The organism is Mycobacterium botniense, from assembly GCF_010723305.1.
Lineage (GTDB): Bacteria > Actinomycetota > Actinomycetes > Mycobacteriales > Mycobacteriaceae > Mycobacterium > Mycobacterium botniense.
In genome coordinates this window covers 1,556,328-1,581,475 of record NZ_BLKW01000002.1, presented here as the reverse complement: position 1 = coordinate 1,581,475, position 25,148 = coordinate 1,556,328, and the positions used below count along the sequence as shown (strand labels likewise).

Annotated in this window: 24 protein-coding genes and 1 tRNA gene; 18 read left to right on the top strand and 7 right to left on the bottom strand. The window is 64.4% G+C overall.

Translation table 11 applies throughout. The annotated features are described in order from the left end of the window. Window positions 1-3: 3 nt before the first annotated feature. Entirely contained in the window at window positions 4-459 is a 456-nt protein-coding gene (locus G6N08_RS07340; RefSeq protein ID WP_163755645.1) for a RidA family protein, read from the bottom strand. A 15-nt stretch (window positions 460-474) separates the two neighbouring features. Beyond that, window positions 475-636, bottom strand: a complete 162-nt coding sequence (sp36, locus tag G6N08_RS07335) for a Sp36 family protein (RefSeq protein WP_163755643.1) — start codon at window positions 634-636, stop codon at window positions 475-477. A 145-nt stretch (window positions 637-781) separates the two neighbouring features. On the opposite strand from sp36, the gene bagA reads away from it, so the two are divergent. After that, on the top strand, window positions 782-1,795 hold the full coding sequence (bagA, locus tag G6N08_RS07330) for an ATPase BagA (RefSeq protein ID WP_163755641.1): 1,014 nt from the start codon (window positions 782-784) through the stop codon (window positions 1,793-1,795). Continuing rightward, window positions 1,792-2,967 carry an ATPase BagB gene (gene bagB / locus G6N08_RS07325; RefSeq protein ID WP_163755639.1) on the top strand — a complete coding sequence of 392 codons (1,176 nt, stop codon included), beginning with the start codon at window positions 1,792-1,794 and terminating at the stop codon, window positions 2,965-2,967. Before bagA ends, bagB begins: the two co-directional genes overlap by 4 nt. Window positions 2,968-2,987: 20 nt before the next feature. On the opposite strand, the gene G6N08_RS07320 is transcribed toward bagB, so the two are convergent. Then, window positions 2,988-3,341, bottom strand: a complete 354-nt coding sequence (locus tag G6N08_RS07320) for a WhiB family transcriptional regulator (protein ID WP_163755637.1) — start codon at window positions 3,339-3,341, stop codon at window positions 2,988-2,990. Window positions 3,342-3,683: 342 nt separating this feature from the next. On the opposite strand from G6N08_RS07320, the gene ponA2 reads away from it, so the two are divergent. The 4 genes from ponA2 to G6N08_RS07300 all read left to right on the top strand — a co-directional run bounded on the left by ponA2 (window position 3,684) and on the right by G6N08_RS07300 (window position 8,706). Further along, on the top strand, window positions 3,684-6,107 hold the full coding sequence (ponA2, locus tag G6N08_RS07315) for a transglycosylase/D,D-transpeptidase PonA2 (RefSeq protein WP_163755635.1): 2,424 nt from the start codon (window positions 3,684-3,686) through the stop codon (window positions 6,105-6,107). 69 nt (window positions 6,108-6,176) lie between these two features. Beyond that, the gene (locus G6N08_RS07310; RefSeq protein ID WP_246216710.1) at window positions 6,177-7,142 is read left to right on the top strand and encodes a metallophosphoesterase; all 966 of its coding nucleotides are present in this window, start codon (window positions 6,177-6,179) and stop codon (window positions 7,140-7,142) included. Continuing rightward, window positions 7,139-8,245: an L-cysteine desulfhydrase Cds1 gene (gene cds1 / locus G6N08_RS07305; protein WP_218033351.1), complete on the top strand. Its 1,107-nt coding sequence runs from the start codon at window positions 7,139-7,141 to the stop codon at window positions 8,243-8,245. Before G6N08_RS07310 ends, cds1 begins: the two co-directional genes overlap by 4 nt. 387 nt (window positions 8,246-8,632) lie before the next feature. Then, window positions 8,633-8,706: transfer RNA gene (locus G6N08_RS07300), tRNA-Pro, on the top strand. Between the two features lie 110 nt (window positions 8,707-8,816). Here the strand turns inward: G6N08_RS07300 and G6N08_RS07295 are convergent. Then, window positions 8,817-9,185 carry an STAS domain-containing protein gene (locus G6N08_RS07295; RefSeq protein WP_163755630.1) on the bottom strand — a complete coding sequence of 123 codons (369 nt, stop codon included), beginning with the start codon at window positions 9,183-9,185 and terminating at the stop codon, window positions 8,817-8,819. 166 nt (window positions 9,186-9,351) lie between these two features. Here G6N08_RS07295 and G6N08_RS07290 point away from each other — a divergent pair, with 166 nt between their 5' ends. The 7 genes from G6N08_RS07290 to G6N08_RS07260 all read left to right on the top strand — a co-directional run bounded on the left by G6N08_RS07290 (window position 9,352) and on the right by G6N08_RS07260 (window position 16,390). After that, entirely contained in the window at window positions 9,352-10,254 is a 903-nt protein-coding gene (locus tag G6N08_RS07290) for an STAS domain-containing protein (protein WP_163755628.1), read from the top strand. A gap of 23 nt (window positions 10,255-10,277) precedes the next feature. Continuing rightward, window positions 10,278-10,667: an STAS domain-containing protein gene (locus G6N08_RS07285; protein WP_163755626.1), complete on the top strand. Its 390-nt coding sequence runs from the start codon at window positions 10,278-10,280 to the stop codon at window positions 10,665-10,667. Further along, window positions 10,657-11,067 (top strand): anti-sigma regulatory factor, encoded by a 411-nt coding sequence (locus tag G6N08_RS07280; RefSeq protein ID WP_163755624.1) that lies wholly within the window; start codon window positions 10,657-10,659, stop codon window positions 11,065-11,067. Before G6N08_RS07285 ends, G6N08_RS07280 begins: the two co-directional genes overlap by 11 nt. Beyond that, complete coding sequence (locus G6N08_RS07275) at window positions 11,060-11,686, top strand: SpoIIE family protein phosphatase (protein ID WP_163755622.1); 627 nt, start codon at window positions 11,060-11,062, stop codon at window positions 11,684-11,686. The genes G6N08_RS07280 and G6N08_RS07275 overlap by 8 nt, the downstream gene beginning before the upstream one ends. After that, the gene (locus G6N08_RS07270) at window positions 11,683-13,878 is read left to right on the top strand and encodes a SpoIIE family protein phosphatase (RefSeq protein WP_163755620.1); all 2,196 of its coding nucleotides are present in this window, start codon (window positions 11,683-11,685) and stop codon (window positions 13,876-13,878) included. Before G6N08_RS07275 ends, G6N08_RS07270 begins: the two co-directional genes overlap by 4 nt. Further along, entirely contained in the window at window positions 13,875-15,008 is a 1,134-nt protein-coding gene (locus G6N08_RS07265) for a molybdopterin-dependent oxidoreductase (RefSeq protein ID WP_246216634.1), read from the top strand. The genes G6N08_RS07270 and G6N08_RS07265 overlap by 4 nt, the downstream gene beginning before the upstream one ends. A gap of 320 nt (window positions 15,009-15,328) precedes the next feature. Continuing rightward, window positions 15,329-16,390 carry an iron-containing redox enzyme family protein gene (locus tag G6N08_RS07260; RefSeq protein ID WP_163755618.1) on the top strand — a complete coding sequence of 354 codons (1,062 nt, stop codon included), beginning with the start codon at window positions 15,329-15,331 and terminating at the stop codon, window positions 16,388-16,390. Window positions 16,391-16,733: 343 nt separating this feature from the next. On the opposite strand, the gene G6N08_RS07255 is transcribed toward G6N08_RS07260, so the two are convergent. Both G6N08_RS07255 and G6N08_RS07250 read right to left on the bottom strand, forming a co-directional pair. Next, window positions 16,734-17,738 (bottom strand): LLM class F420-dependent oxidoreductase, encoded by a 1,005-nt coding sequence (locus tag G6N08_RS07255; RefSeq protein ID WP_163755616.1) that lies wholly within the window; start codon window positions 17,736-17,738, stop codon window positions 16,734-16,736. 217 nt (window positions 17,739-17,955) lie between these two features. Then, on the bottom strand, window positions 17,956-18,420 hold the full coding sequence (locus G6N08_RS07250) for a GatB/YqeY domain-containing protein (protein ID WP_163755614.1): 465 nt from the start codon (window positions 18,418-18,420) through the stop codon (window positions 17,956-17,958). 17 nt (window positions 18,421-18,437) lie between these two features. Between G6N08_RS07250 and G6N08_RS07245 the strand changes: the two genes are divergently transcribed. Genes G6N08_RS07245 through G6N08_RS07225 form a run of 5 tightly spaced genes read left to right on the top strand, consistent with a single transcriptional unit; the run spans window position 18,438 to window position 23,943 of the window. Further along, complete coding sequence (locus G6N08_RS07245) at window positions 18,438-19,826, top strand: DUF7847 domain-containing protein (RefSeq protein ID WP_218033350.1); 1,389 nt, start codon at window positions 18,438-18,440, stop codon at window positions 19,824-19,826. A 13-nt stretch (window positions 19,827-19,839) separates the two neighbouring features. Further along, window positions 19,840-20,493 (top strand): DUF4129 domain-containing protein, encoded by a 654-nt coding sequence (locus G6N08_RS07240; RefSeq protein WP_163755612.1) that lies wholly within the window; start codon window positions 19,840-19,842, stop codon window positions 20,491-20,493. Then, complete coding sequence (locus G6N08_RS07235) at window positions 20,490-21,641, top strand: DUF4350 domain-containing protein (RefSeq protein ID WP_163755611.1); 1,152 nt, start codon at window positions 20,490-20,492, stop codon at window positions 21,639-21,641. The genes G6N08_RS07240 and G6N08_RS07235 overlap by 4 nt, the downstream gene beginning before the upstream one ends. Then, entirely contained in the window at window positions 21,638-22,621 is a 984-nt protein-coding gene (locus tag G6N08_RS07230) for an AAA family ATPase (RefSeq protein WP_163755610.1), read from the top strand. Before G6N08_RS07235 ends, G6N08_RS07230 begins: the two co-directional genes overlap by 4 nt. Continuing rightward, a complete protein-coding gene (locus G6N08_RS07225) occupies window positions 22,621-23,943 on the top strand; it encodes a DUF58 domain-containing protein (protein ID WP_163755609.1) in 1,323 nt (440 codons plus the stop codon). The genes G6N08_RS07230 and G6N08_RS07225 overlap by 1 nt, the downstream gene beginning before the upstream one ends. 105 nt (window positions 23,944-24,048) lie before the next feature. On the opposite strand, the gene G6N08_RS07220 is transcribed toward G6N08_RS07225, so the two are convergent. After that, the gene (locus G6N08_RS07220; protein ID WP_163755608.1) at window positions 24,049-25,041 is read right to left on the bottom strand and encodes a stage II sporulation protein M; all 993 of its coding nucleotides are present in this window, start codon (window positions 25,039-25,041) and stop codon (window positions 24,049-24,051) included. Between the last annotated feature and the right edge of the window lie 107 nt (window positions 25,042-25,148).

The window sequence follows — 25,148 nt, the reverse complement described above, 5'->3', positions numbered from 1 at the left end:
CCGTCAACCGACCTCCACCACCAACTCGACTTCCACCGGTGCGTTCAGCGGCAATTCGGCGACGCCGACCGCGGTGCGCGCATGTGCGCCGTTATCGGCGAACACGTCCGTGAGTAAATCGGATGCGCCGTTGAGAACACCGGGCTGGCCATTGAAACCCGGTGCGGAGGCGACAAATCCGACCACCTTGACCACTCGGGTCACCGCGTCGATACCTACCAGCGAATCCACCGCCGCCAGCGCGTTCAGCGTGCAGATCCGGGCCAGTGCGTGACCTTCCTCGGGACTGACCTCGGCGCCGACCTTGCCGGTCCGGACCAGCTTGCCGGCCTGCATCGGCAGCTGCCCTGCTGTAAAGACCAGGTTCCCAGCACGTACCGCGGGTACGTAGGACGCCAGCGGCGCCGCTACTTGCGGAAGCTCGATACCGAGCTGCCCGAGCCGTGCCGAAGCACTCACGGCATTCACCGGCGCTTACTTGGGGCGCTTGAGGTAAGCGACGTGTTGCTCACCGGTTGGTCCCGGCAGCACCGCAACCAGCTCCCAGCCGTCAGCACCCCACTGGTCGAGAATCTGTTTGGTTGCGTGCGTCAAGAGGGGAACCGTCACGTACTCCCACGCGGTCGATTGGGTCATACCGTGAGCTTATCGGTCGGGCTGGGTGCGACAGGCAGGTCGCCGACACCACGGCGCGGCGCCGGGGATCGGGTGTTCCCGAAGAGACCACCTCAGCGAGAGAGCCGGCCTGTCAGAGGCCGCCGAGCCATCGGGCTAGCATGCGGTGGTGGCAACCACACCGAGCGGCGCCGGTTCCGCGCGCTGGCCCTCGAAGGCTCGGCTGCATTTCGTCACCGGCAAAGGCGGCACTGGCAAGTCCACCGTCGCGGCGGCGCTGGCCCTGACGCTGGCCTCGGGCGGCCGCAAGGTGCTGCTTGTGGAAGTTGAAGGGCGCCAAGGGATTGCACAGCTATTCGACGTCCCGCCACTGCCGTACCGGGAAGTCAAAATCGCGACCGCCGAGCACGGCGGCCACGTGAACGCACTGGCGATCGACATCGAGGCCGCCTTCCTGGAATACCTCGACATGTTCTACAACCTTGGCATTGCGGGCCGGGCGATGCGACGCGTCGGTGCGATCGAGTTCGCGACAACAATCGCGCCCGGTCTGCGCGACGTGCTGCTTACCGGCAAGATCAAGGAATCGGTCGTCCGCGTTGACAAGAACAGACTGCCGGTCTACGACGCGGTCGTCGTTGATTCGCCCCCAACTGGACGTATCGCGCGTTTCCTCGATGTCACCCGGGCAGTTTCGGATCTGGCCAAGGGCGGGCCCGTGTACTCCCAAAGCGAAGGTGTGGTGCAGCTGCTGCATTCCGACCAGACCGCCATCCACCTGGTGACGCTGCTGGAAGCGTTGCCGATGCAGGAGACGATCGAAGCGATCGACGAACTGCGCCAGCTGAACCTGCCGATCGGCAGCGTGATCGTGAATCGCAACATCCCCGCCTATCTGCAGCCCGACGACCTGGCCAAAGCCGCCGAGGGTGATGTCGACGCCGACGCCGTCCGGGCCGGATTGGCCAGAGCAGGGATCAAGCTGGCGGACGCCGACTTCGCCGGGCTGCTCACCGAAACGATCCATCACGCCGCCCGGATCGCTGCGCGCGCTGAAACCGCGGAGCAGCTCGACCAGCTACATGTGCCGCGATTAGAACTCCCGGCGGTTGCCGACGGTGTCGACCTCGGCAGCCTCTACGAGCTCTCTGAATCCCTTGCCCAACAGGGGGTGCGATGAGTCCTCCGGTGCACACGCCGCCAAGACTGGATATGGCGTCCATTTTGTCTGACACCAGCAACCGCGTCATTGTGTGTTGCGGCGCCGGCGGTGTCGGCAAGACCACCACCGCTGCGGCGCTGGCGCTCCGGGCTGCTGAATATGGCAGGACAGTAGTAGTTTTAACGATCGACCCGGCCAAGCGGCTAGCACAAGCACTGGGAATCAACGCCCTTGGCAACACACCGCAACGCGTCCCGCTTGCGCCTGAAGTCCCCGGCGAACTTTACGCGATGATGCTCGACATGCGGCGCACCTTCGACGAGATGGTGGCGCAGTATTCCGGACCGGAACGCGCCCAAGCAATTCTGAATAACCAGTTTTACCAGACCGTCGCCACCTCGCTCGCGGGGACACAAGAGTACATGGCGATGGAAAAGCTCGGTCAGCTGCTGGCCCAGGACCGCTGGGATCTGGTGGTGGTTGACACCCCGCCGTCACGCAACGCACTGGATTTCCTCGACGCGCCGAAAAGACTGGGCAGCTTCATGGACAGCCGGCTGTGGCGGCTGCTGCTGGGCCCCGGGCGGGGCATCGGGCGGCTGGTGACCGGCGCAATGAGTCTGGCAATGAAGGCGATATCGACGGTATTGGGTTCTCAGATGCTTTCCGACGCAGCGGCGTTCGTCCAGTCGCTGGACGCCACCTTCGGCGGTTTTCGGGCGAAGGCGGAACGCACGTATGCGCTCTTGAAGCGGCACGGTACCCAGTTTGTTGTGGTGTCGGCGGCCGAACCGGACGCGCTGCGCGAGGCGTCCTTCTTTGTCGACCGGCTGTCAGAAGAAGGCATGCCGCTGGCGGGCCTCATCTTGAACCGCACCCATCCGATGTTGTGCAGCTTGCCCGTCGAGCGTGCTATCGATGCTGCTGAAACCTTGCAGGCGGAGGCCACCGACCTCGAGGCCGCGGCAGCGCTTGCGATTGCGGTGTTGCAGATCCACGCCGACCGCGCCCAGACGGCCAAACGCGAGACCCGTTTGCTGTCCCGATTTACCGGGGCTCATCCGCATGTGGCGATCGTCGGGGTACCGTCCTTACCCTTCGACGTCTCCGACCTGGAGGCGCTACATGCGCTCGCCGACCAAATCACCGCCGACCACATCACGCCGGTCGGCGATGATGCGAGTGGCTAGCAGCCTGAACCCGAGTGTTGTCAACCCGCCGTGCGGCGTTTGCGTTGGGCGGCGAAGAAATCCGCCCACGACACCACCTCAGGGTGCTGTTTGAGCAGGGCACGACGCTGACGTTCGGTCATCCCACCCCACACGCCGAACTCCACGCGGTTGTCCAGGGCGTCGGCACCACACTCCAACATCACCGGACAGTGCCGACAGATCACCGCAGCCTTGCGCTGTGCGGCCCCGCGGACGAAAAGTTCATCAGGGTCGGCGGTGCGGCAGAGCGCTTGGGACACCCAAGCGATCCGGGATTCGGCATCGGCGCGTCGGAGCGTGCGGTGAGCAGATGTCGTCTTGGTGCTGTGCGCCGTGGTTCGTGTACCTGACACCAGCGGTCCCCTTCGCTCCGGCCGCCCTCTGCTTGACGGCAAGTCCCTCGGGTGCAGACCAGATGCGATCTACGCCACACTATGCAGGCTGCTGTTACCTATGTCTCAGTGTGTGTCTAAGTTAGGTGGTCAGGTGGCAATTGCGCAACTGCCTCATACAGGCTTTTTTGGGACGACCGTGCCGTCCGATCGTGATCGGGGCGTCCAAACCGCCCGACGAGACGCTCGGCAACGCCCCTGACCTGTGACGCGGCCGAAAATTCCAGGGTTGTCACGGCCCGTCGGCGCTGTGGGCCAGAGAGGTACTGGGGGCTCAGGCCCAGGCACCGCTACTGTAGTAGCATGCTGGAGCGCCGCGAGACTGTCACGGTCCTCAAGCTCGCCGGCTGTTGTCTGCTGGCCAGTGTGATCGCCGCCGCGCTCATGTTCCCGGTGGCCGGCGGGATCGGGCTGATGTCCAATCGCGCCTCCGAAGTGGTTGCCAACGGCTCGGCTCAGCTGCTCACAGGCGAAGTGCCGGCGGTCTCGACCATGGTTGACGCGAAGGGCAACACGATCGCCTGGCTGTACTCGCAACGTCGGTTCGAAGTGCCCAGTGACAAGATCGCCAATACCATGAAGCTGGCAATCGTGTCGATCGAGGATAAGCGCTTCGCCGAGCACAACGGTGTGGACTGGAAAGGTACGCTGACCGGACTGGCCGGCTACGCCTCCGGTGACGTCGACACCCGCGGCGGCTCGACTATCGAACAGCAGTACGTCAAGAACTATCAGCTGCTGGTCACGGCCCAGACCGACGCTGAGAAACGCGCCGCCGTCGAGACCACCCCGGCCCGTAAGCTGCGCGAAATCCGGATGGCGCTCACCCTCGACAAGACGTTCAGCAAGCCCGAAATCCTGACCCGTTACCTCAACCTCGTATCGTTCGGCAACAACTCGTTCGGTGTGCAAGACGCCGCGCAAACCTACTTCGGGGTGAATGCGTCGGACTTGAACTGGCAGCAAGCCGCACTCCTGGCCGGACTGGTGCAGTCGACCAGCGCACTCAACCCCTACACCAACCCCGAGGGCGCGCTGGCGCGGCGAAACCTGGTCCTGGACACCATGATCGAAAACCTTCCCGGGGAGGCCGACGCCCTGCGTGCGGCGAAAGCGGAGCCGCTGGGGATATTGCCGCAACCGAAAGAATTGCCGCGCGGCTGTATCGCGGCGGGCGATCGCGCCTTCTTCTGTGATTACGTGCAGGAGTATCTGGCGCGCGCCGGCATCAGTAAAGAGCAATTGGCCAGAGGCGGCTATACGATCCGCACCACCTTGGACCCGGACGTCCAGATGTCGGTCAAACAGGCCATCGACAAATTCGCTCCGCCCGATTTGCCGGGAATCGCCAGCGTGATGAGTGTGATCAAACCCGGTAAGGACTCCCACAAGGTGCTGGCGATGGCCAGCAACCGCAGGTACGGGCTGAACACCGACGCCGGCGAAACGATGCGGCCACAGCCCTTCTCCCTGGTCGGCGACGGTGCGGGATCGATATTCAAGATCTTCACGACGGCCGCTGCGCTGGAGATGGGCATGGGCATCAACGCCCAGCTCGAGGTGCCGGGCCGGTTCCAGGCCAAGGGCATGGGCAGCGGGGGCGCCAAAGGCTGCCCGAAGGAGACCTGGTGCGTGGTCAACGCGGGAAACTACCACTCCCCGATGAACGTGACCGACGCGCTGGCGACCTCACCGAACACCGCGTTCGCCAAACTGATCTCGCAGGTCGGCGTGCCACGCGCGGTGGACATGGCCATCAAGCTTGGACTGCGCTCGTACGCCGACCCGGGCACTGCCCGCGACTACGATCCTGACAGTAACGAGAGTTTGGCCGACTTCATCAAACGCCAGAACATCGGCTCATTCACCCTGGGCCCCTTCGAGCTGAACGCCCTGGAGTTATCGAATGTGGCGGCCACGCTGGCGTCGGGGGGTGTCTGGTGCCCGCCCAATCCGGTCGACAAGTTAGTCGACCGAAACGGTAAGGAGATCGCGGTCAACACCGAGGCCTGCGACCGGGTGGTGCCCGAAGGCCTGGCGAACACGCTCGCCAACGCGCTCAGCAAGGACTCCCAGCCCGGCGGCACCGCGTCGGGTTCGGCGGCGGCGGCGGGCTGGACGTTGCCGATGTCCGGCAAGACCGGCACCACCGAAGCCCACCGCTCGTCGGGTTTCGTGGGGTTCACCAACCGCTACGCGGCGGCCAACTACATCTACGACGACTCGAGCACACCGTCGGATCTGTGCTCCAACCCGTTGCGCCGCTGCGGTGACGGGGATCTATTCGGTGGCAACGAGCCGGCCCGTACGTGGTTTACTGCCATGAAGCCGATCGCCACCAAGTTTGGTGACATCCACCTGCCGCCGACGGATCCCCGCTACGTCGAAGGGTCCGCCAACGCGCACGTGCCCAGCGTGGCCGGCCTGGACGTAGAGGCGGCGCGTCAGCGTCTGAAGGAAGCCGGTTTCCAGGTCGCCGACCAGCCCACGCCGGTCAACAGCACCGCAAAGTACGGCGAGGTGGTCGGAACGTCACCGAGCGGTCAGACGTTGCCGGGGTCGATCATCACAATACAAACCAGCAACGGGATTCCCCCGGCGCCGCCCCCGCCGCCGGAGGGCCTGCCGCTGCCAGTGGGCTCGCAGGTAGTGGAGATCCCCGGACTTCCGCCCATCACGATTCCGCTGCTGGCACCACCGCCGCCCGCCGAGCCGCCGCCACCGTAGGCCATCTCACGGTGAATGCCGTGCTGGCAACGAGCGGCCGGCAGTAGGCTGGCTGCCATGAGTGCTGTCATGAGTGCCGCTCATGACCCGATCGCCCTGAAACGCGTGTCGGCTGTGGCGCTTGGCTCAGCCGTGGCCGGTGTGGGCTACGCCTCGCTCATCGAGCGCAACGCGTTTGTCGTGCGCGAGGTCACCATGCCCGTGTTGAGCCCGGGCTCCTCTCCGCTGCGGGTGTTGCATATCAGCGACATTCACATGCGGCCCCACCAGCGCCGCAAGCAGGCGTGGCTGCGTGAATTGGGCGCGTGGGAACCCGACCTCGTCGTCAACACCGGCGACAATCTGGCTCACCCGAAAGCGGTGCCTGCCATCGTCCAGGCACTCGGCGATCTGCTATCCCTACCGGGTGTTTTCGTGTTCGGCAGCAACGACTATTACGGGCCGCGGCTGAAGAACCCGCTGAACTATGTGACCAATCCAAGTCATCGGGTCTACGGTAAACCGCTGCCCTGGCAGGATTTGCGCGCTGCGTTTACCGAGCGGGGCTGGCTCGACCTGACCCACACTCGCCGCGAATTCGAGGTGGGCGGGTTGCTCATCGCCGCCGCAGGTGTGGACGACCCGCATATCGGACGCGACCGCTACCAGACCATCGCGGGCCCGGCAAACCCGGCGGCGAACCTCCGACTGGGGCTGACCCATTCGCCGGAGCCGCGCGTCCTGGACCGTTTTGCCGCCGACGGCTACCAACTGGTGCTGGCCGGCCACACCCACGGTGGGCAGTTATGCCTGCCGTTTTACGGGGCGGTGGTGACCAACTGCGGTCTGGACCGCTCCCGGGTGAAGGGAACATCACGCTGGGGGGCCGGCATGCGGTTACATGTTTCGGCCGGAATCGGAACGTCCCCGTTCGCGCCGCTGCGATTCTGCTGCCGGCCGGAAGCCACTTTGCTGACACTGACCGCTGCCCCGATGGGCGACCGCGACTCGCGCAGAAAACTGGGCCGGTCACAGCCCACTGTGTCGGTGCATTGACGCAGCGATCCCGCATCGCAGTCCGGAGCCGGTCACGCGACTGGTCGGATAACGCAATCCGGCTGATCGAGGCCGACGCGCGCCGCAGCGCCGATACCCATTTGCTGCGTTATCCGCTGCCGTCGGCCTGGTGCGCAGACGCTGGTGTCGAGCTCTACCTCAAAGACGAGACGACACACATCACCGGCAGCCTCAAACATCGGCTAGCGCGCTCGTTATTCCTGTATGCGCTGTGCAACGGGTGGATCGGTGAGAACACGACGGTGGTGGAGGCGTCATCCGGCTCGACCGCGGTGTCCGAAGCATATTTTGCCGCCCTGCTGGGTCTGCCGTTCATCGCCGTGATGCCGGCGTCGACCAGCGTCGCCAAAGTCGCGCTGATCGAAGCACAAGGTGGCCGTTGCCATTTCGTACAGCACGCGAGCGAGGTCTACGCCGAGGCGGAGCGGGTCGCCAAAGAGACGGGGGGACATTACCTGGATCAGTTCACCAACGCCGAGCGAGCGACTGACTGGCGGGGCAACAACAATATCGCCGAGTCGATCTACGTTCAGATGCGCGAGGAGAAACATCCCATCCCGCACTGGATAGTGGTCGGGGCGGGTACGGGCGGCACCAGTGCGACGATCGGCCGCTATATCCGCTACCGGCGTCACGCCACCCGGTTGTGTGTGGTTGATCCCGAGAACTCCGCGTTCTACCCGGCCTACGCCGAATCCCGCGGCGACGTAGTGATCACCGCATCGTCGCGCATCGAAGGCATCGGCCGACCGCGGGTGGAGCCGTCCTTTTTGCCCGACGTAGTTGACCGCATGGTCTCCGTGCCCGATGCAGCCTCGGTAGCCGCCGCCCGCCACGCCAGCGCTGTGCTGGGCCGGCGGGTGGGCGGGTCGACGGGCACCAACCTGTGGGGAGCTTTCGGCCTCATTGCCGAAATGGTTGCCTCAGGTCGTAGCGGCTCGGTGGTCACGCTGCTCGCGGACAGCGGTGATCGCTACGCTGACACCTACTTCTGTGACGAGTGGGTGGCCGCCCAGGGGCTTGACACCGCCGCAGCGGCTGCGACGCTGGCTGCATTCGAACGCTCGTGCTTGTGGGAGTGATTCCCGTCAACTTGAGCGCCTACAACTCCGTCGTCATACGGACCGGTCAGCAGAAGCCAGAGCACTGCGAGACCGAATAGTCCACCGAACACCACTGCGCCTAACGCCGTCATGGCCTCACTCACTTTCTCGCTTCCACGCACACAGCGCACGTTTAATTAGTCTGTTTAACGTCACGGATAGCGTCGTTGTTCCGCCGCGGACCGTGGCATGGGTCGCTGACCGGTTCGGATGTGGCCGGGCACACACGCGAAAATCTCGGCATGGGCCCTCGCGCGCGATGTCCGCAGGATACCCAACCTTTGACGTCTCTAACCCCCGCCTCTCACCCCCCCAGCGCCGTTTGGCCAGCCAGCGCGCGGGTGCGATACGCTGACGTCGCTTGCGCGGGGTGTGGCGCAGCTTGGTAGCGCGCTTCGTTCGGGACGAAGAGGCCGTGGGTTCAAATCCCGCCACCCCGACTCGTGGTATGAGGCTCTGAGGCGATCACCGGGCGCGGGCGCTGTGATCACACAAGCAGGCAAAACCCCGGGTTCGCCGCACCACTTGAGAAGCCGACGATGCAGCTGCTCTAGTGATCGAATTCGCTGTCCTGGATCGCCGTCAGCGCATCGTCCACGGTGGAGTACACAGCGAACATTTCGTCCAGCCCCGTCAAGTGGATGGGCCGCCGTGTCGCCGGCCCATGTGCGACCACTGCAAATCGAGACGAGCCACGGATTTTCTCGCGGGTGGCCGCCAGCAGTTTGAGCCCTGCCGAGGCGAGAAACTGCACCGCAGAGAGATCGATGACGAGCGCTGTGGGGCGATCGGCGACCACGGTCGCGATCACCTCTTCGAGGGTCGGAGCGGTGACCAAGTCGACGTCACCGTCGACAGCGAGCACGGCGATCCCCTCGTGGTAGCCCACCGAGGTCGTCATGGGATCCGTAGCTGACAACGGCAATCCTTTATCCAGCGCCCCACCACCCGGAGCAGATGCGGTGCAAGCCTAACCCAGCGAACAGCGAGAAGAACACGACTTCAACGCTTCCCACACCGCTGCACCGGCGCTAGTCTCAAAACTCGCGCCTTTTGCCGAGGGCGAGCGGGATCCGGGAGGTTTGATGTCCGATCCGACGACAGGTTTCGCCAGTACCGCTGCCGCCGCGCAGACGACCGGGATCTCCACCGACGGTCTGCTGCCGCAGCTGGTTCAGCATCTGCGGCAGAATCGAACCGCCTTGCGCGAGGAGTGGGCCCGCAGGATCGCCGAGGCGAAGCTCCTCACCGCCATGACGCCCGAGGAACTCTTCTCCGAGGCAACCGCCGTCTACGACAACTATGTGGAGGTGCTTGAGACCGGCAGCGTCGAGGCGCTGCAGGCCTACGCGCGTGACCTCTCCGAGCGGATCATCCCCAGGGGCGTGGAGACCGACGAGGTCGTCGGCATCGTGTTGCTTTTGCGGGACGTCCTCGCGCGCTCCTTGTTCAAGAAATACCAGTCGGACTTCGACCTGCTCAACAGGGTGCTCGACGCCTACGAGCCGGCGGCCAACCGTATTGCCAACACGGTGGCGGTCAGCTTCGTCCAGGAACGCGAGCGGATCATCCGCCAGCAACAGGAAGCGATCCGCGAGCTGTCCACCCCGGTGCTCCAGGTGCGTGAGCAGTTGCTGATCCTGCCGATCATCGGCGTCCTGGACAGTCAACGCGCCAGACAACTCACCGAACAGCTGCTGCGCGCCATCCGGGCGAACCGGGCGAAAGTCGTGGTCATCGACATTACCGGTGTGCCCACCATCGACTCGACCGTCGCCAACCACCTCGTGCAGACGGTCGACGCATCGGGGTTGATGGGCGCGAGCGTGATCATCACCGGTCTGTCCTCGGAGATCGCGCTGACCCTGGTGACGATCGGGCTGGACCTGTCGAAGATGAATGCGGTCGGCGACCTGCAGGGCGGTATCGAGGAGGCCGAACGTCTGCTGGGCTACGAAGTCACCCGCACCGGCGAACAGACCGGGTAACCCGGTCCCACCGCAGACGTGTTATGCCGGTACCAATCCTGAAACAGGGCCCGATTCTGATCGCGACGGTGCAGGCTGCGCTCACCGACTCCGACACCGAACGCCTCCAGCACGACCTCATGGAACGTGTCAGCCGGTTTCGCGCACAAGGAATCATCGTCGACGTCACCGCCATCGACGTGATGGATTCGTTTGCTGCCCGCTCGTTGCGCACCATTGCGCACATGACGCGGCTGCGCGGGGCCGAAACCGTGATCGTGGGTGTACAGCCGGAGGTGGCCTTCGCGATGGTCCAGCTCGGTCTTGGGTTCGAGGACATGCACACCGCACTGGACCTGGAAGAAGGCCTTGCTCTATTGAATCGTCACCGCGCCCAAGGCAAATCAACGATTGGACGCGACGATGGCAGATGACGTGGTCGTCGAGGTCGATAACCCCGACGACATTGTCACTGCCCGTCAGGCGGGTCACCAACTCGCCAGTGATCTCGGTTTTTCGTTAACAGATGTCACCATGATCGCTACGGCGATCTCCGAGGTTGCACGCAACATCACCAGCTACGCTGGTCGCGGCGCGGTTCGGGTCATGGTGGCCGACCGGGAGGGTCGCAAAGCGTTGGTGGTGCGCGCCGAGGATGCCGGACCCGGTATTGCCGACGTCGAGAGGGCGCTGGAGGATGGGTATTCGACCAGCCGCGGGCTTGGGTTGGGTCTGCCCGGTGCCCGCCGGCTTATGGACCGGTTGATCGTGGAATCCGCCGCCGGGCAGGGCACAGTCGTCGAGATGTGGAAATGGGTTCCGCCGAGTGCGTGAGCACGGCCGGATCGGTCCAATCGAGTGGGCAGGGGCAACCCGCTCACTGCCCGGTGAGCAGGCCTGCGGGGACTATGTGATCGCGCTCGACGTGGGAGGTCAGGCCGCATTGTTCGCCGGGCTGGACGGATTGGGCCACGGCGAGGAAGCCGAAACGGCGGCACTGTGCGCGGTGGAGGTGCTCAAGCACGCCCGCGCCGAACCCCTTGAGGCGATGATCGAACTGTGTCACCGGGCCTTGATGTCCACCAGAGGGGCTGCGATGACCCTGGCCCGGATCGATTTCGAATCTGACATGCTGAGCTGGATCGGCGTCGGCAATGTCACCGCGAACCTCATCGCTAAGGCGCCAAGCGGTGTCGCGATTCGTTCTGCCACTCCGCTCGCCAGCGGCATTGTCGGATTCCGTATGCCGGACACGGTAGTCGCGCGGAACGTTGCAATCCGCCCCGGCGATCTGCTGGTCATCGCAAGCGACGGTATCAGCGAAGGACATTTGGACAGCGTCGACTTCGCTGCGTCCGCCGTGGCGATCAGCGACCAGGTCCTGGGTAAACACGCCAAGGACACCGATGATGCGTCGGTGCTTGCCGCGCGTCACCGAGGTGCATCGCCATGACCGATGCGGAAAAGTTTCGCCTCCACTATGCAGCGGCGCTGCACTGCTATCTCGACGCACGGGATCAGGCCAGCCTGGCCGTCGGACATGAGCTCGGACGCGAAGCCCTGCGGGAACAAATCAGCATGCTCGATATCGTCGAGCACCACTTCCAGCTGATCGACGAACTCGCGAAGGACGCTGGCGTCGACGGAACGGCAGCACTGGAGTTTTTGCTGCAGACACTGGCCGCGCTCGACGTCGTCACTCGGGGATTCCTCGACGGCACGAGACGTTACGAGGAACAGCGGGCGCGGTTGGAGGATCTCGCCGACCGCGACGAGTTCCGTACCGCTTTGGTGAACTCGCTGCAGGAGGGATTTTTCGTCGCCGACCACGACGGTGCGGTCATCGAGATCAACGATGCGTTCACTCAAATCACCGGTTACCCGGCAGAGGGTTTGCCATACCGGTGGCCACACCCATGGTTGGTGGACAAGAAGGCGGCACGGCAGGCGTGGGACCGCCTCAACCGGGAGAACAGCGTCCAGTACGAGACACCGATTCGGCATCAAGGCGGCACTCTCTTATGGGTAGCCGTGAGCATCAACGTGGTCACCGCCTATAGCGGCGATCGGGACGTGTATGTGGGTACGGTCCGCGACGTCACCGCTGAGCGTGCCTTTGCGGCGCGGGAAAGCGCGGTCTTGCGCCTCGCCACAGCGGTCAGTGTCGCCAAGAACATTGCCGAGTTGTTGTCGGCCACTCTCGATGAGTGCGGCACCGCCATCGATGCGCAGCGCGTGGTCGTGGTCATGTGGCCACCGAACGATGTTGAGCCGGTCGTGCAGGCAGCGGGCCAGCCGCCCGTATCGAGCTGGCGGGATCTCGATCCACTGCTGCGCCAAACGCTTGAGGAAGCCCGCCACCACTTGCCGCTTACGGTCCGGCTGGTGGAGTCGGCCGATATGCCGGGTGAGTCACGCGGCATCGTCGCGGTGCTCTCTGGCGCCGGCGATGCGCTGTGGTTGGAGTTCGGCGGCCCTCGCCGGATCAGCGCCGAGGATCGACTCTTGGTGACTATGCTCGTCGGTCACCTGGGTCTGGCGATGCACCATGTCCGACAGTTCGAAACTGCGCGCGAGACTTCGCTGACATTGCAGCGTGCCATGTTGGCGCCCCTGGAGCTTCCGGCAGGTTTTGCCGTTCGCTACGAACCCGCTGTCCCGCCACTGGAAATCGGCGGCGACTGGTATGACGTATTGCCCATCGACGAGCACCGCATCGGAATCGTCGTCGGCGACTGCGTGGGCCGGGGCCTGCCCGCCGCCGCGGTGATGGGGCAGCTTCGCAGTTCGGCACGCGCGCTTTTACTGACCGGCGCCGAACCAGCCCTGTTGCTCGAACAACTCGACTCGGTGGCGGAGCTCATACCGGGTGCCTACTGCACGACAGTGTTTCTGGCGACACTGGAGACCGAAACCGGCGTCCTGCAGTACAGCAGCGCCGGTCACGTTCCCGCGGTGCTTGCTACACCGCAGTCCGGGGCAACCTTGTTAAGCGCTGCGAGTTCGGTTCCGCTCGTGGTGCACCGAGACCGGTCCCGCCCGCAGGCATCCCAGGTGCTGCCGCCGGGTGCGACCCTGATGTTGTTTACCGACGGCCTCGTAGAACGGAAACATGATTCGATCGACGCAGGGATCGCGCGTGCCGCTGAGGTTCTCACGAACACGATGAATTTACCTGTCGAGGCTGTCGCGGATGCGGTGCTTCGGGAACTGACACCGGCAGAAGGGTACGACGACGACGTCGCAATCGTCTTATATCGAAGGATTCTTAGCCCTCTTCGGATCGAAACCGATGCTACTGCTGACTATTTAGTGGATATCAGACATCAGCTCGCCAGCTGGCTGAGCGCTTTGACCGTTCCGGAAGCGCTCATTTCCGACATCGTCTTGGCCGTAAACGAGGCCTGCACCAACAGTGTCGAGCACGCATACCGTGGACATGACCGGGGAACGATGATGGTCGACGCCAACGTCGACGGCTCCGGAGTTCGTGTGCGCGTCGCCGACTCCGGTTCCTGGAAGACCCCGGGTGCCGATGACCATCGTGGCGGGCGGGGCCTGCCGCTGATCCGGGCCGTCAGCCACCAGGTCGACCTCAACTGCACCACAACCGGGACCACCGTGGAAATGCGCTTCGTCGTGTGACATCACAAATTCTGACGCGCCAAGACTGCGCGGCCGTTCTCCCCAATGCCGTGTCGACGGGGATTCAATACGCCTCGCTTGATTTTCCGCCAAACCAGGGTTGGACCAACTACAACGGATTGCAGATTCTCGCCTACTTCACTACGGTGTTCATCGCCGCGCCATTGGCATTTATCACCGGCCTGTTGCAAGCGCCGGCGATTGCGGCACGGTTCGGTTTCGGACGGGGCATTTTCAATCGGCAGGTTGCGCGGACCATTCATTTTGCGGTTCTTGTGTGGATGGTGTTCTTCATTATCGTTCACACAGTGATGGTATTCACCACCGGGCTCGTCGCCAATCTCAACCATATCGTCCTCGGCAAGAATACCCAATCGTATTGGGCGCTGCTGATCTACGGGGTGGCCATGGTCATCATTACCGGTCTGTGGTTGATTGCATCGCCCATGACACTCCGCTATCCCGCTGTGGTCCAAATAGTAGGTCGTTGCATGGTCGGGTGGGTGAAGTCATTGATGGAGTGGTCCCATCCGAATGCCACATATTCTGAAAAAGATATTTCCCCGTACCTCTGGCCCAATGGCACGATACCCACATCCGAACACTACCGGAAGCTGCAGGCCAGCAATTGGAAAGATTATTCGCTGCGGATAGCGGGGCTAGTCGAAAACCCGATTAATCTATCCTACGATGAGCTGCGCGCGCTGCCCAAACACGAAACCGTCACCCAGCATTACTGTATCCAGGGCTGGTCGGGCATCGCTAAATGGGGAGGGGTGCGCATGGCTGACATCCTCGACATCGTGCGCCCGCTGCCGTCGGCCCGCTGGGTGGTGTTTTACTCGTTGGCCGAAGGAGCCGGTGGAGCAGAAGAAGGGCGCTACTACGACTGCCACCAAATCGGGCACATGCGCGAACCGACGTGTCTGCTGGCTTACGAAATGAACGGGAAGCCGCTCAACGTATCCCATGGCGCTCCGCTACGGCTGCGAAATGAGCGCGAACTCGGCTTCAAACAAGTCAAATGGATCGAGGGCATCGAGTTTGTGGAGAGTTTCGCTCAGCTGGGATACGGCCAAGGCGGCTACAACGAAGACCACGAATTTTACGGGTACCGCATGCCGATCTGACGATCTGTTCGCGGGCGTGGCGTGTACGCAGACTCCTCCTTCTCGGCTTTCGACAAACAGTTCCAATCCACACCAGTCACTCCTCTCGCCGGATGAGCACGCCGGTTACCGGCCCACCGGGCCGCGGTAGTCACCGACTGCCCGATTGCCGGCTCTGACCGCGGTTTGTGCACCCCGCTGTTCACTGTTTGATCCGTGGCAGCTCACGGGTATACGGCGTGCGTCACCCGGTATTGATTCCACGCGCGGGCCACACGGTCGCCGAGTGACGCCGCGGGTTGACAGTTCGGGTCATCCGAACGGGCCGAGAAGGAGCGACGATGCCCAAAACCGGACGCGCTGCAGCCCCCCACTATCCGCACACCAGCACGCCGGCGTCAGCCAGTGAGCCGCAGCTACCCGAGCCGTACGGTCCGCTCTCGATGACGGTCCGGCGGTGGCTCATCCAACCTGCGCCGCACAGCCAGCCCGTGCACATCGGTGCTTCGGTCTGCGATGCCGACCCCTATGGTCTTGACCTCCAATTGGCGCTGTATATGTGTTATGAGCTGCACTACCGGGGGTTTGCTGGTGCAGACCCCGCTTGGGAGTGGCATCCGGCGCTGCTCGATCTACGTGCTCAGTTAGAGCGCATCTTCCTCACTGGGCTGCATCGCGACATCGGCCCGATTGACGCCCACCACACCGCGATTGCCGAAATCGAGTCACTCATCATGGAACCGATCGAGGGCGCCGACGTGTCGCATTACCTGCGCGACCACGCGACGTGGGACCAGATGCGCGAGTATTTCGTGCACCGATCACTTTCTCACCTCAAAGAAGGCGATCCGCATGCGTGGGCGATCCCACGGCTATCCGGTCCGGCCAAGGCCTCCTTTGTCGCCCTCGAATTCGCCGAGTACGGGGCCGGACGTGGACAAGCAATGCGTCAATCGCTGTTCGCGGACTTGCTGACCGCCGCGGATCTTGATGCGACGTATGCGGGCTACCTGGATGCGGTGCCCGCGGAGTCGCTGGCGGTGGTCAACCTGATGTCGTTATTCGGGCTGCACCGCCGGTGGCGCGGAGCCGCCGTGGGACATTTCGCAGCGACCGAAATCACCTCGCCGCCGGGATCGCGCCAGCTGGTCGCGGCCCTGCAACGGCTGGGCGCGCCGGCTGCGTGCCTGGCCTTCTACTGTCAACACGCCCAGACCGGCGCGGCGCACGGCCAAGCCGTGCGCCGTGATGTGGTTGGCGATCTGCTGGCCCGAGAGCCGCATCTGGAACGCGATGTGGTCTTCGGTATACGAGCCTACAACGTTGTCGAAAGCCGGCTGTCGGAAACACTTCTGACATCATGGAAGGCCGGCCAGACGTCATTGCGGCGACCGCTTCACTGAGCCGATCCGCCCGGAACCATACCGAATGGCCGTATTGCAGTGGCAGCAGCCGCAGGTGCAGACAGCGAGCATCAATCAGATTCGATGACGCGGTCGAGCCGGTGCGCCCAGCGGCTCGAGAAACGTTGCGGCGAATACAGCCCACCGGTGTCCAGTGACTCACACCCCCGCGCCGGGGGGCCGTATCGTCACCGATGTGATATGAATTCACAGCCAATCGGTTTGACATGTGCCGCTGTCTCGATCCCGTGACGTCGTACGGCAGCGGCCGAACTTGTCAGAGGCGTCCGGCCGAATCCACTGATCCAGCCCCTCGCGAGCATTTCGGCAGCAGGCCGCGGCGTCAGGCATCTGCACCGCCTGACGCCGCTCGCAGGGCCCTCAACAACGGTTCAGCAGCTTCTTGGAAGAAGATGTCCTGCGCTTGGCCGCCGATCTGCACCACCGCCACGTCGGTGAAACCCGCTTCCCAATATGGTCGGGCCGCCTCGACGATGGCGTCCAAGTCGGGCCCGCACGGAATACTCTCAGCGATGTCGTCAGGGCGCACAAACTGCGTGGCGCCGGCGAACGCCGCCGTCGTCGGCAGGTCCGCGTTGACCCTCCAGCCGCCGCCGATCCAGCGGAACTGATCGTGAGCACGCCGGATCGCCGCATCGCGGTCAGGATCCCAGCTAATGGGTATCTGTCCGATTACCCGGCCGCGGTCGGCCTGCCCGGCTGCGTGCCGCGCGCTGAGCCATGCAGCCACCAGCTCCCCGTCGGGTTGTGCCGCGACCAGGTGGTCGGCCAGCGCCGCGAATCTATCCAGGGACTTCTTCCCGGCCATCGCGACCGCAATGCTCACCGGCACGTCGGGCAAGTCCCACAGTCGCGCCGAATCGACCTGGAAATAGTCGCCCCGCCAACTTACCAACCTGCCGCTGAACAATGCGCGGATGATCTCGATCGCCTCGCCCAACATCTCTTGCCGGGTGCGGATCGCCGGCCAGCCCTTGCCGACAACATGCTCATTGAGGTTCTCCCCGCTGCCCAGCCCCAGTGTGAAGCGTCCGTCGGCAAGAATTTGCATGGTCGCGGCTTGCTGAGCGACCACCGTCGGGTGATACCGCATGGTCGGACAGGTCACATAGGAGTAGAGGTCAACCCGTTCGGTGACTTGCGCCACCGCCCCCAGCAACACCCACGCATTGGGCGCATGCCCCTGCGACGTCAACCACGGCGAAAAGTGGTCACTACAGACCTCGAAGTCGAAACCACATTCCTCGGCCGAAACTGCGTATCTGACAAGGTCTTTCGGGCCGCTCTGTTCTGTCATCAAGGTGTAGCCGAAACGGGTCGTACTCATACTCAACACATACCCCGCTGCGGCGTGCACAAACTGCCCGGCCCGCATTCACCGGCCCCCGACGCTGCACCCTCGCAGCCGGTCCGGCCATGGCGTCTGCGGTCATGCCATCACTCACCGAGATGCGATCAGACCGCGCCGAACAGGTCCGGGCGTGGTGATGAGCCCCGTTGAGCCGCTATCGCGCGCAACCGACACCTCACTCCAGCTCGAACTGTCAGAGGCGTTGTTTCACCGCGGCGGCCAGGCGTGCACCATCGGCTTTCCCGGCCGCGATGGCACTGGCGGCTTTGATCACCAGCCCCATTTGCTGCATACCAGGCTGCTCACCGAGCTGCTCGGTCACCTGGGCGACGGCGGTGTCGACAACGTCGGCCAACTCTGCGTCGGTGAGCGGCGTAGGCAGGTATTCGTCGATGACGCGCGCTTCGGCGTGCTCGTTGGCGGTGAGGTCACCGCGGCCGTTCTGGGCGTAGATCTCGGCTGCCTCATTACGTTTACGTGATTCGCGGGCCAGCACCCTGAGCACCTCGTCGTCGGAGAGCTCCCGCGACTGCCTGCCGGAGACCTCCTCGGTGCGGATCGCTGCGAGTAACATCCGCAGGGTCGCTGTTCGCAACTTGTCCTGGGCTTTCATCGCCTCGGTCAGATCTTCCCGCAGCCGGGCTTTGAGTTGCGCCATAGCCCAGACACTACGCGGTGAGGTGGGCGCTAGTTCGAGCGGCAATACGACCCAACGTTGAGAAATACCTCACCGGCCGACAGGATGGGACTCATGATCGTCGACGACGGCGGCCGCCGCCAGTGAGCACGCTGCCGCATGGTGCTCCGGGCTATCCGGCACCCGGCGATCCGCCACTCGACTACGATTCTGCGGGCGCTGTGCCGCCCGGCTACCCGGCGTGGGGCTATAGCCCGCCGGGTTATGGCGCCCCGGGCTATCCGCCACCCGGTTACGCTCCGACGGGTTACGGAACACCGCCGGGTTACGGCTTCCCGGGTTACGGCCCGTGGCCAGGCTACCCACCGCCGGCTCATGGGCCCCTAGCTGGGTATGGTCCACCGACCGGCTATGGTGCACCGGCAGGCTATGCCGCCCAATTGCAGCCGCCCCCGGCGGTCGTCAAACCCGGAATCATTCCGCTTCGGCCGTTGAGCTTAAGCGACATCTTCAACGGGGCGGTCAGTTATATCCGCGCCAACCCAAAGCCGACACTGGGATTGACTGCGATCGTCGTCGTCCTCATGCAGCTCATCGCCTTGATCGCCGAGACCGGACCACTGGCCGCCGTACGCCAAATGCGCGCAGATCCATCGTATGAACCCACCTGGGGAGACATCGGCGCCTGGAGTATGTCGACCAGTGCCAGCGCTTTCGTTTCCTGGCTAGCCGGAATACTGCTCAGCGGAATGCTCACCGTTATCGTCGGACGCGCGGTGTTCGGGACCTCGATCACCGCCGGTGAAACATGGTCCAGAATCCGTGCCCGGCTCTTGCCGTTGATGGGGCTGGCGGCGCTGGAAGCCGCCGGAATGGTTGCACTCGTGGGACCGGTTGTCTTGATAGTCGCCGCCGTCGCAGCGCTGGGCAACGGCGTGGCGGCGGTCGTCGTCGGGTTCCCGTTGGTGCTTGGCCTGATCGTCACGATCGGCTACCTCTACACTGTGCTGTTGTTCGCACCGGTGCTGATCGTATTGGAGAGACTCACCGTTTTCGACGCGATCACCAGATCCATTGGGCTGGTGCGCAACAGCTTCTGGCGGGTACTGGGCATCCGGCTACTGGCCGCCGTGGTGGTCTTTGTGGCCAGCAGCGCTATTGCGATGCCGTTCAGTATCGGCGGCCAGCTGCTCATGACCGCCGCGTCATCCACCGGCCCGCTGCTCATCGGCACCGCGCTGACACATCTCGGCTCGGCGATCGGGCAAATTGTCACCGCGCCGTTCGGCGCCGGGGTGATCGTGTTGCTCTACACCGACCGCCGAATCCGTGCAGAGGCCTTCGACCTGGTGTTGCAGACTGGCGCTGCTGGCGCGACAGCCCCGGCGGCGGCTACCGACTCCCTGTGGCTGACCCGGCCGGTGTGAGGACTGGCCGATAATGCCCGCTATCGACATCGATCGCAACGCGGCCCATGAAGCTGCGAAACACGAACTGGCCAAAGCGATCTACCCTAAAGACTCGCCGAGACAGCTGGTCCGCGACTGGGTCGAGGACCTCCTGTATCGCCTGGCGCTAAAAGGTTCCTCGGTACCCGGCGGATGGCTTGCCATCACCGCTGTACTGACCGCGCTGGCAATCGCGGTCGTGGCTGGTATCCGGGTTGCCCGCCGCACCATGCACACCCACCGCAATACCGATCTCCAACTCTTCGACACTAACCTCCTCAGTGCCGCGCAGCATCGAACAAGTGCCGAAAGCCATGCGGCGGCGGGCAATTGGACTGCAGCGATTCGACATCGGGTGCGCGCCGTTGCTCGTGAGCTCGAGGAGAGAAATATCCTCAACCCGGCTCCTGGCCGCACCGCCAGCGAGCTGGCCCGCGACGCCGGTACATCCTTGCCGGATTTGTCGCCTGAATTGGTCACGGCGGCGATGGTCTTCAACGACGTTACCTATGGAGGCCGCCGTGGGACCCCGGAGGAATATCAGATGATCGTCAACCTCGATGATCATCTGCGGACCCGTTCACCAGCCACACCACCGGAGGTTGTCCATCCGGCGGAGTCCGGTTCCTGGGCACAAGTCGAATGACCGTCGGCACCTCGGGTCGCCTCGCCGTAGCCCCGTCCACGTCGCGGCGGTGGCGCTCATGGCGTGGGATGGTGGCGGCTGTGGTCGCTGTCGCGGCCGTCGCCGCGATTGGCACATATCTCACCGCACCGCGACCCGGTGGGCGGATGGACCCGGCCTCAACCGAACCCGCAGGGGCGCACGCTCTTGTAGCGCTGCTGCGTGACCACGGGGTGCAGGTGGTAGTTGCGCACAACATCGCCGATGTCGAACACGCAGCCCGGCCAGACGCGCTGGTGCTGGTGGCCCAGACTCAGCATCTGGCCGGCGATTCGATACTCGAACGGCTGGCGAAAACTCCCGCCGACCTGCTGTTGGTCAAGCCAACGTCACGTGCGCGTGCCGCGCTGGCCCCGGTGCTGCGAGCCGGTGGGCTCGAAATGCCCGACAGTTTCCCCAATTGTGCTCTACAAGAAGCGAACCGCGCTGGCTCGGTACAGTTCGGGCCCACCGACACCTATGTGGCCACCGATCAGCGGCCGGTCACGAGCTGCTATGGCGGCGTGCTGGTCCGCTACCGCGACGGCACGCGTACCATCACCGTGGTCGGCGACAGCCACTTCATGACCAACAAAGGACTGTTGCGGGCAGGCAATGCCGCGCTGGCGATGAACCTCGCTGGCTCCCGCTCACGCCTCATTTGGTATGCACCACAACGCACCGAAGGTGAGACATCTCGTTCGGCAACTATTGTCGACGTCATTCCAGACCGGGTCATCTGGATGGCCGGGCAGCTCTGGGTCGTGGTGATCGCGCTGGCACTCTGGAAGGGACGCCGACTCGGTCCGCTGGTGGCCGAAAATTTGCCGGTGGTGGTGCGTGCGTCGGAGACCGTTGAGGGCTTGGGCCGGCTGTACCGGTCCCGGCGAGCGCGCGACCGTGCCGCCCAGGCGCTGCGCACCGCTGCGCTGCAGCGGATGTTGACCCGGATCGGACTCGAAGCCGACACACCGGCGCCGGCAGTAGTATCCGCTGTGATACAACGCACCGACGTCTCCGCGGACTGGGTACACCACAGCCTGTTCGGTCCGCCACCGGCGACCGATGCCGATCTGCTACACCTTGCCCGTGCGCTCGACGATATCGAAAGGCGGGTCACCCACTCGTGACACAGCCAGCGTCCGCATCACCCCAGGCCCCGGCTGCTGAGTCGGCCCGACAAGCACTGCTGGCCCTGCGTGCCGAAATCGCCAAAGCTGTTGTCGGGCAGGACGCCATAGTCAGCGGCCTAGTGGTCGCGCTGTTGTGCCGGGGGCACGTCCTGCTTGAAGGCGTTCCCGGGGTTGCTAAGACGCTGCTGATCCGGGCTTTGGCCGCTGCTCTGCAGTTGGAGTTCAAGCGGGTGCAATTCACGCCGGACCTGATGCCCGGGGACGTCACCGGTTCGCTGGTCTACGACGCGCGCACCGCCGCATTCGTGTTCCGGGCGGGCCCGGTCTTCACCAATCTCATGCTGGCCGACGAGATTAACCGGACCCCGCCCAAGACGCAGGCGGCGTTGCTGGAAGCCATGGAAGAGCGCCAGGTCAGTATCGATGGTCAACCCAAGGCGCTGCCGGACCCGTTTATCGTCGCTGCCACCCAGAACCCGATCGAATACGAGGGCACCTATCAACTGCCGGAAGCGCAGCTGGATAGATTCCTGCTCAAGCTGACTGTGCCTTTGCCGGGGCGGGACTCGGAGATCGCCATCCTCGGCCGGCATGTGCACGGCTTCGACCCCCGCGACTTGTCCGCGATCGACCCGGTGGCCGGGCCGGCAGAGCTGGCCGCCGGTCGCGACGCGGTAAGTCAGGTTTTGGTCGCCGATGAGGTGCTCGGGTACATCGTCGACATCGTCGCCGCCACCCGGCGGTCGCCCGCACTGCGACTCGGTGTCTCGCCCCGCGGCGCGACGGCGCTGATGGCCACCGCGCGTTCGTGGGCATGGCTATCCGGGCGCCCCTACGTCACCCCTGACGACGTCAAAGCCATGGCGCGGCCGGTGCTGCGGCACCGGGTGTCGCTACGCCCGGAAGCGGAGCTTGAGGGCGCCACAGCCGACAGCATCCTCGACGGGATCCTGGCTTCCGTCCCGGTGCCCCGCTAGTGAGTCTGACCCGACGGCCAGCGCTGGTTGCACTGCTGTGCATCCTTCCGATCGCGATAACACCTTGGCCTGCTGCGTCTTTCATCGTGCTGCTGGCGCTCTTAGTGGCGGCAGTCGCGGTCGATACCTGGTTAGCGGCGAGCACCCGGGCGCTGCGATTTACCCGAGCGAACTACGCCTCAGCGCGGCTCGGCGATTCGGTGGGCGTCGACCTGTTGATCCGTAACAGCGGTCGGCGACGGTTCCGCGGCGAGGTGCGCGACGCCTGGGCTCCCAGTGCACGCGCGCTGCCGCGGTGTCACCGTGTTGATATCGCACCCGGGCACTGCGTTCAGGTCACGACCCAGCTGGTACCGGTTCGCCGCGGGGACCAGCTGTCTACCGTGGTCACCGCCCGGTCGATCGGGCCGCTGGGGCTGGCCGGCCGGCAGAGTTCGCAGTCCGTCCCGTGTCTCCTCCGGGTGCTGCCGCCGTTCTTGTCGCGTAAGCACCTGCCGTCGCGACTGGCCAAACTGCGCGAAATCGACGGCCTACTGCCGACGCTGACCCGCGGACAAGGCACGGAATTCGATTCGCTGCGCGAGTATGTCGTGGGCGACGATGTTCGCTCGATCGACTGGCGAGCCACTGCCCGGCGAGCCGATGTCGTGGTACGCACGTGGCGGCCTGAACGCGACCGGCGAGTCATCATCGTGCTCGACACCGGCCGCACGGCCGCAGGTCGCGTCGGCGTCGATCCCACGGCCCGCGACCCGGCCGGCTGGCCCCGGATGGACTGGTCGGTAGACGCCGCGCTGTTGCTGGCCGCACTGGCTTCACGGGCCGGCGATCACGTCGACTTCCTGGCTCATGACCGGGTGCTCAAGGCCGCCGTGTTCGGCTCGTCACGCACCGAACTGCTCGCACAACTCGTCGATGCGATTGCACCATTGCAACCGGAGCTGATCGAGACAGACTGGCGCGCAACAGTTGCCGCAATCGTGCACCGAGCTCCCCGGCGTGCGCTGGTGGTCCTGCTGACCGACCTCAACGCGGCTGCGCTCGGCGAAAGCCTACTGCCGGTCCTTCCCCAACTAGCGGCCAGGCACCAGGTCATTCTGGCCGCGGTCACCGACCCCCGCCTTGACCAACTGGCCTGCGGTCGCTCCGATGCGGCCGCAGTATACGAGGCGGCAGCCGCCGAACGTGCCCGCAATGACCGGCGCGCCATCGCATCACGGCTACGCCGCCGCGGGGTCGACGTGGTGGACGCGGCACCCCCACAACTCGCTCCCGCACTTGCCGACAGCTACCTGGCGATGAAAGCTGCCGGCCGACTTTAGCCAACATGGCAGTGGGGCGGCGCGATGTGTCCGAGCAGGATCGAAAAGTCAGTCACGAAGGGTTTTTCGCGATTCCGTGCATCACCAGTTCACGCTCCACGGTGGTCACCCCGTTGGGAGGGTATCGGGCGCATCCTCGACGTCCCCAGTACGGCCTGCTCGTGCGGCCCGGCTGCCAAAGTAGACAATGTAGGTCAAAAAGGCTGCCTCCGCAGTTATTCCAACGCCTACCCGCACTACGGTGGGTAACGGGGACGGTGTCACCAGTGCTTCAATCGCCCCTGAGACCAACAGCACCGCCACCAGTCCGACAGCGATCGACACCATCGCACGCCCCTGCTCGGCGAGCACCTGGCTCCGCGGCCGCTGACCAGGCGATATTACAGTCCACCCCAACCGCATTCCGGCCGCCGCCGCCAAGAACACCGCGGTCAACTCCAGCAGCCCGTGCGGCGTGAGCAGGCCCAGCAAAATGGCACCCTTACCCGCCTGGAACATCAGGCCGGAGATTACTCCGAGGTTGGCGGCGTTTTGAAACAGCACCAACGGGATCGGCAGCCCGAGCAGCACCGCGAATGCAATGCACTTCGCGGCCACCAGGGAATTGTTGGCCCACACCTGCAGAGCGAAAGACCCGGCCGGGTGCTCACGGTAATATGAAGCGAAATCGTGGTTGACTAATTCGTCTATGTCACTTGGTGTTCCGATGACGGACTGGATTTCCGGGCTGGTGGCAACCCACAAGGCAATGACTGCGACGAGGGCGAAGAAGGCCAGTGCCGTGGCCAGCCACCACCGCCACACGCGGTAAGCCACCACCGGGAAAGCCACCGTCCAGAACCGGATGATCGTACCGGTCATTGGGGCGTGCGCACCGGTGACAACGGCCCGGGCACGCGCGACGAGGGTCGAGAGCCGGCCGATCAATGCCGAGTCCGACGACGCCGAGCGCAGCATTGACAGATGGGTGGACACCCGCTGGTACAGCTCGACAAGTTCGTCGACTTCGGCGCCGGTGAGCCGCCGCCGGTTCTTCACCAATTTCTCAAGCCGGTCCCAGGTGTCCCGGTGAACCAGCACGAACGCGTCGACGTCCATCTAGCGCAGCGTAGTGCCGAATGCAGCGCGATGCGGCAGGTCACGGTCCTCAAATGCCACCGGCAGCCGCCGTCGACCCGGGACCACATCTTTTTGCCGGTGAGCGC

Excerpts from the sequence above, each read along its gene's own strand:
- bagB (WP_163755639.1), top strand. The coding sequence starts at position 1,792 with ATGAGTCCTCCGGTGCACACGCCGCCAAGACTGGATATGGCGTCCATT.
- G6N08_RS07270 (WP_163755620.1), top strand. The coding sequence starts at position 11,683 with ATGACCGATGCGGAAAAGTTTCGCCTCCACTATGCAGCGGCGCTGCAC.
- ponA2 (WP_163755635.1), top strand. The coding sequence starts at position 3,684 with ATGCTGGAGCGCCGCGAGACTGTCACGGTCCTCAAGCTCGCCGGCTGT.
- G6N08_RS07285 (WP_163755626.1), top strand. The coding sequence starts at position 10,278 with ATGCCGGTACCAATCCTGAAACAGGGCCCGATTCTGATCGCGACGGTG.
- G6N08_RS07280 (WP_163755624.1), top strand. The coding sequence starts at position 10,657 with ATGGCAGATGACGTGGTCGTCGAGGTCGATAACCCCGACGACATTGTC.
- G6N08_RS07235 (WP_163755611.1), top strand. The coding sequence starts at position 20,490 with ATGACCGTCGGCACCTCGGGTCGCCTCGCCGTAGCCCCGTCCACGTCG.
- G6N08_RS07290 (WP_163755628.1), top strand. The coding sequence starts at position 9,352 with ATGTCCGATCCGACGACAGGTTTCGCCAGTACCGCTGCCGCCGCGCAG.
- G6N08_RS07250 (WP_163755614.1), bottom strand. The coding sequence starts at position 18,420 with ATGGCGCAACTCAAAGCCCGGCTGCGGGAAGATCTGACCGAGGCGATG.
- G6N08_RS07310 (WP_246216710.1), top strand. The coding sequence starts at position 6,177 with ATGAGTGCCGCTCATGACCCGATCGCCCTGAAACGCGTGTCGGCTGTG.
- G6N08_RS07240 (WP_163755612.1), top strand. The coding sequence starts at position 19,840 with ATGCCCGCTATCGACATCGATCGCAACGCGGCCCATGAAGCTGCGAAA.
- G6N08_RS07255 (WP_163755616.1), bottom strand. The coding sequence starts at position 17,738 with ATGAGTACGACCCGTTTCGGCTACACCTTGATGACAGAACAGAGCGGC.
- sp36 (WP_163755643.1), bottom strand. The coding sequence starts at position 636 with ATGACCCAATCGACCGCGTGGGAGTACGTGACGGTTCCCCTCTTGACG.
- G6N08_RS07220 (WP_163755608.1), bottom strand. The coding sequence starts at position 25,041 with ATGGACGTCGACGCGTTCGTGCTGGTTCACCGGGACACCTGGGACCGG.
- G6N08_RS07260 (WP_163755618.1), top strand. The coding sequence starts at position 15,329 with ATGCCCAAAACCGGACGCGCTGCAGCCCCCCACTATCCGCACACCAGC.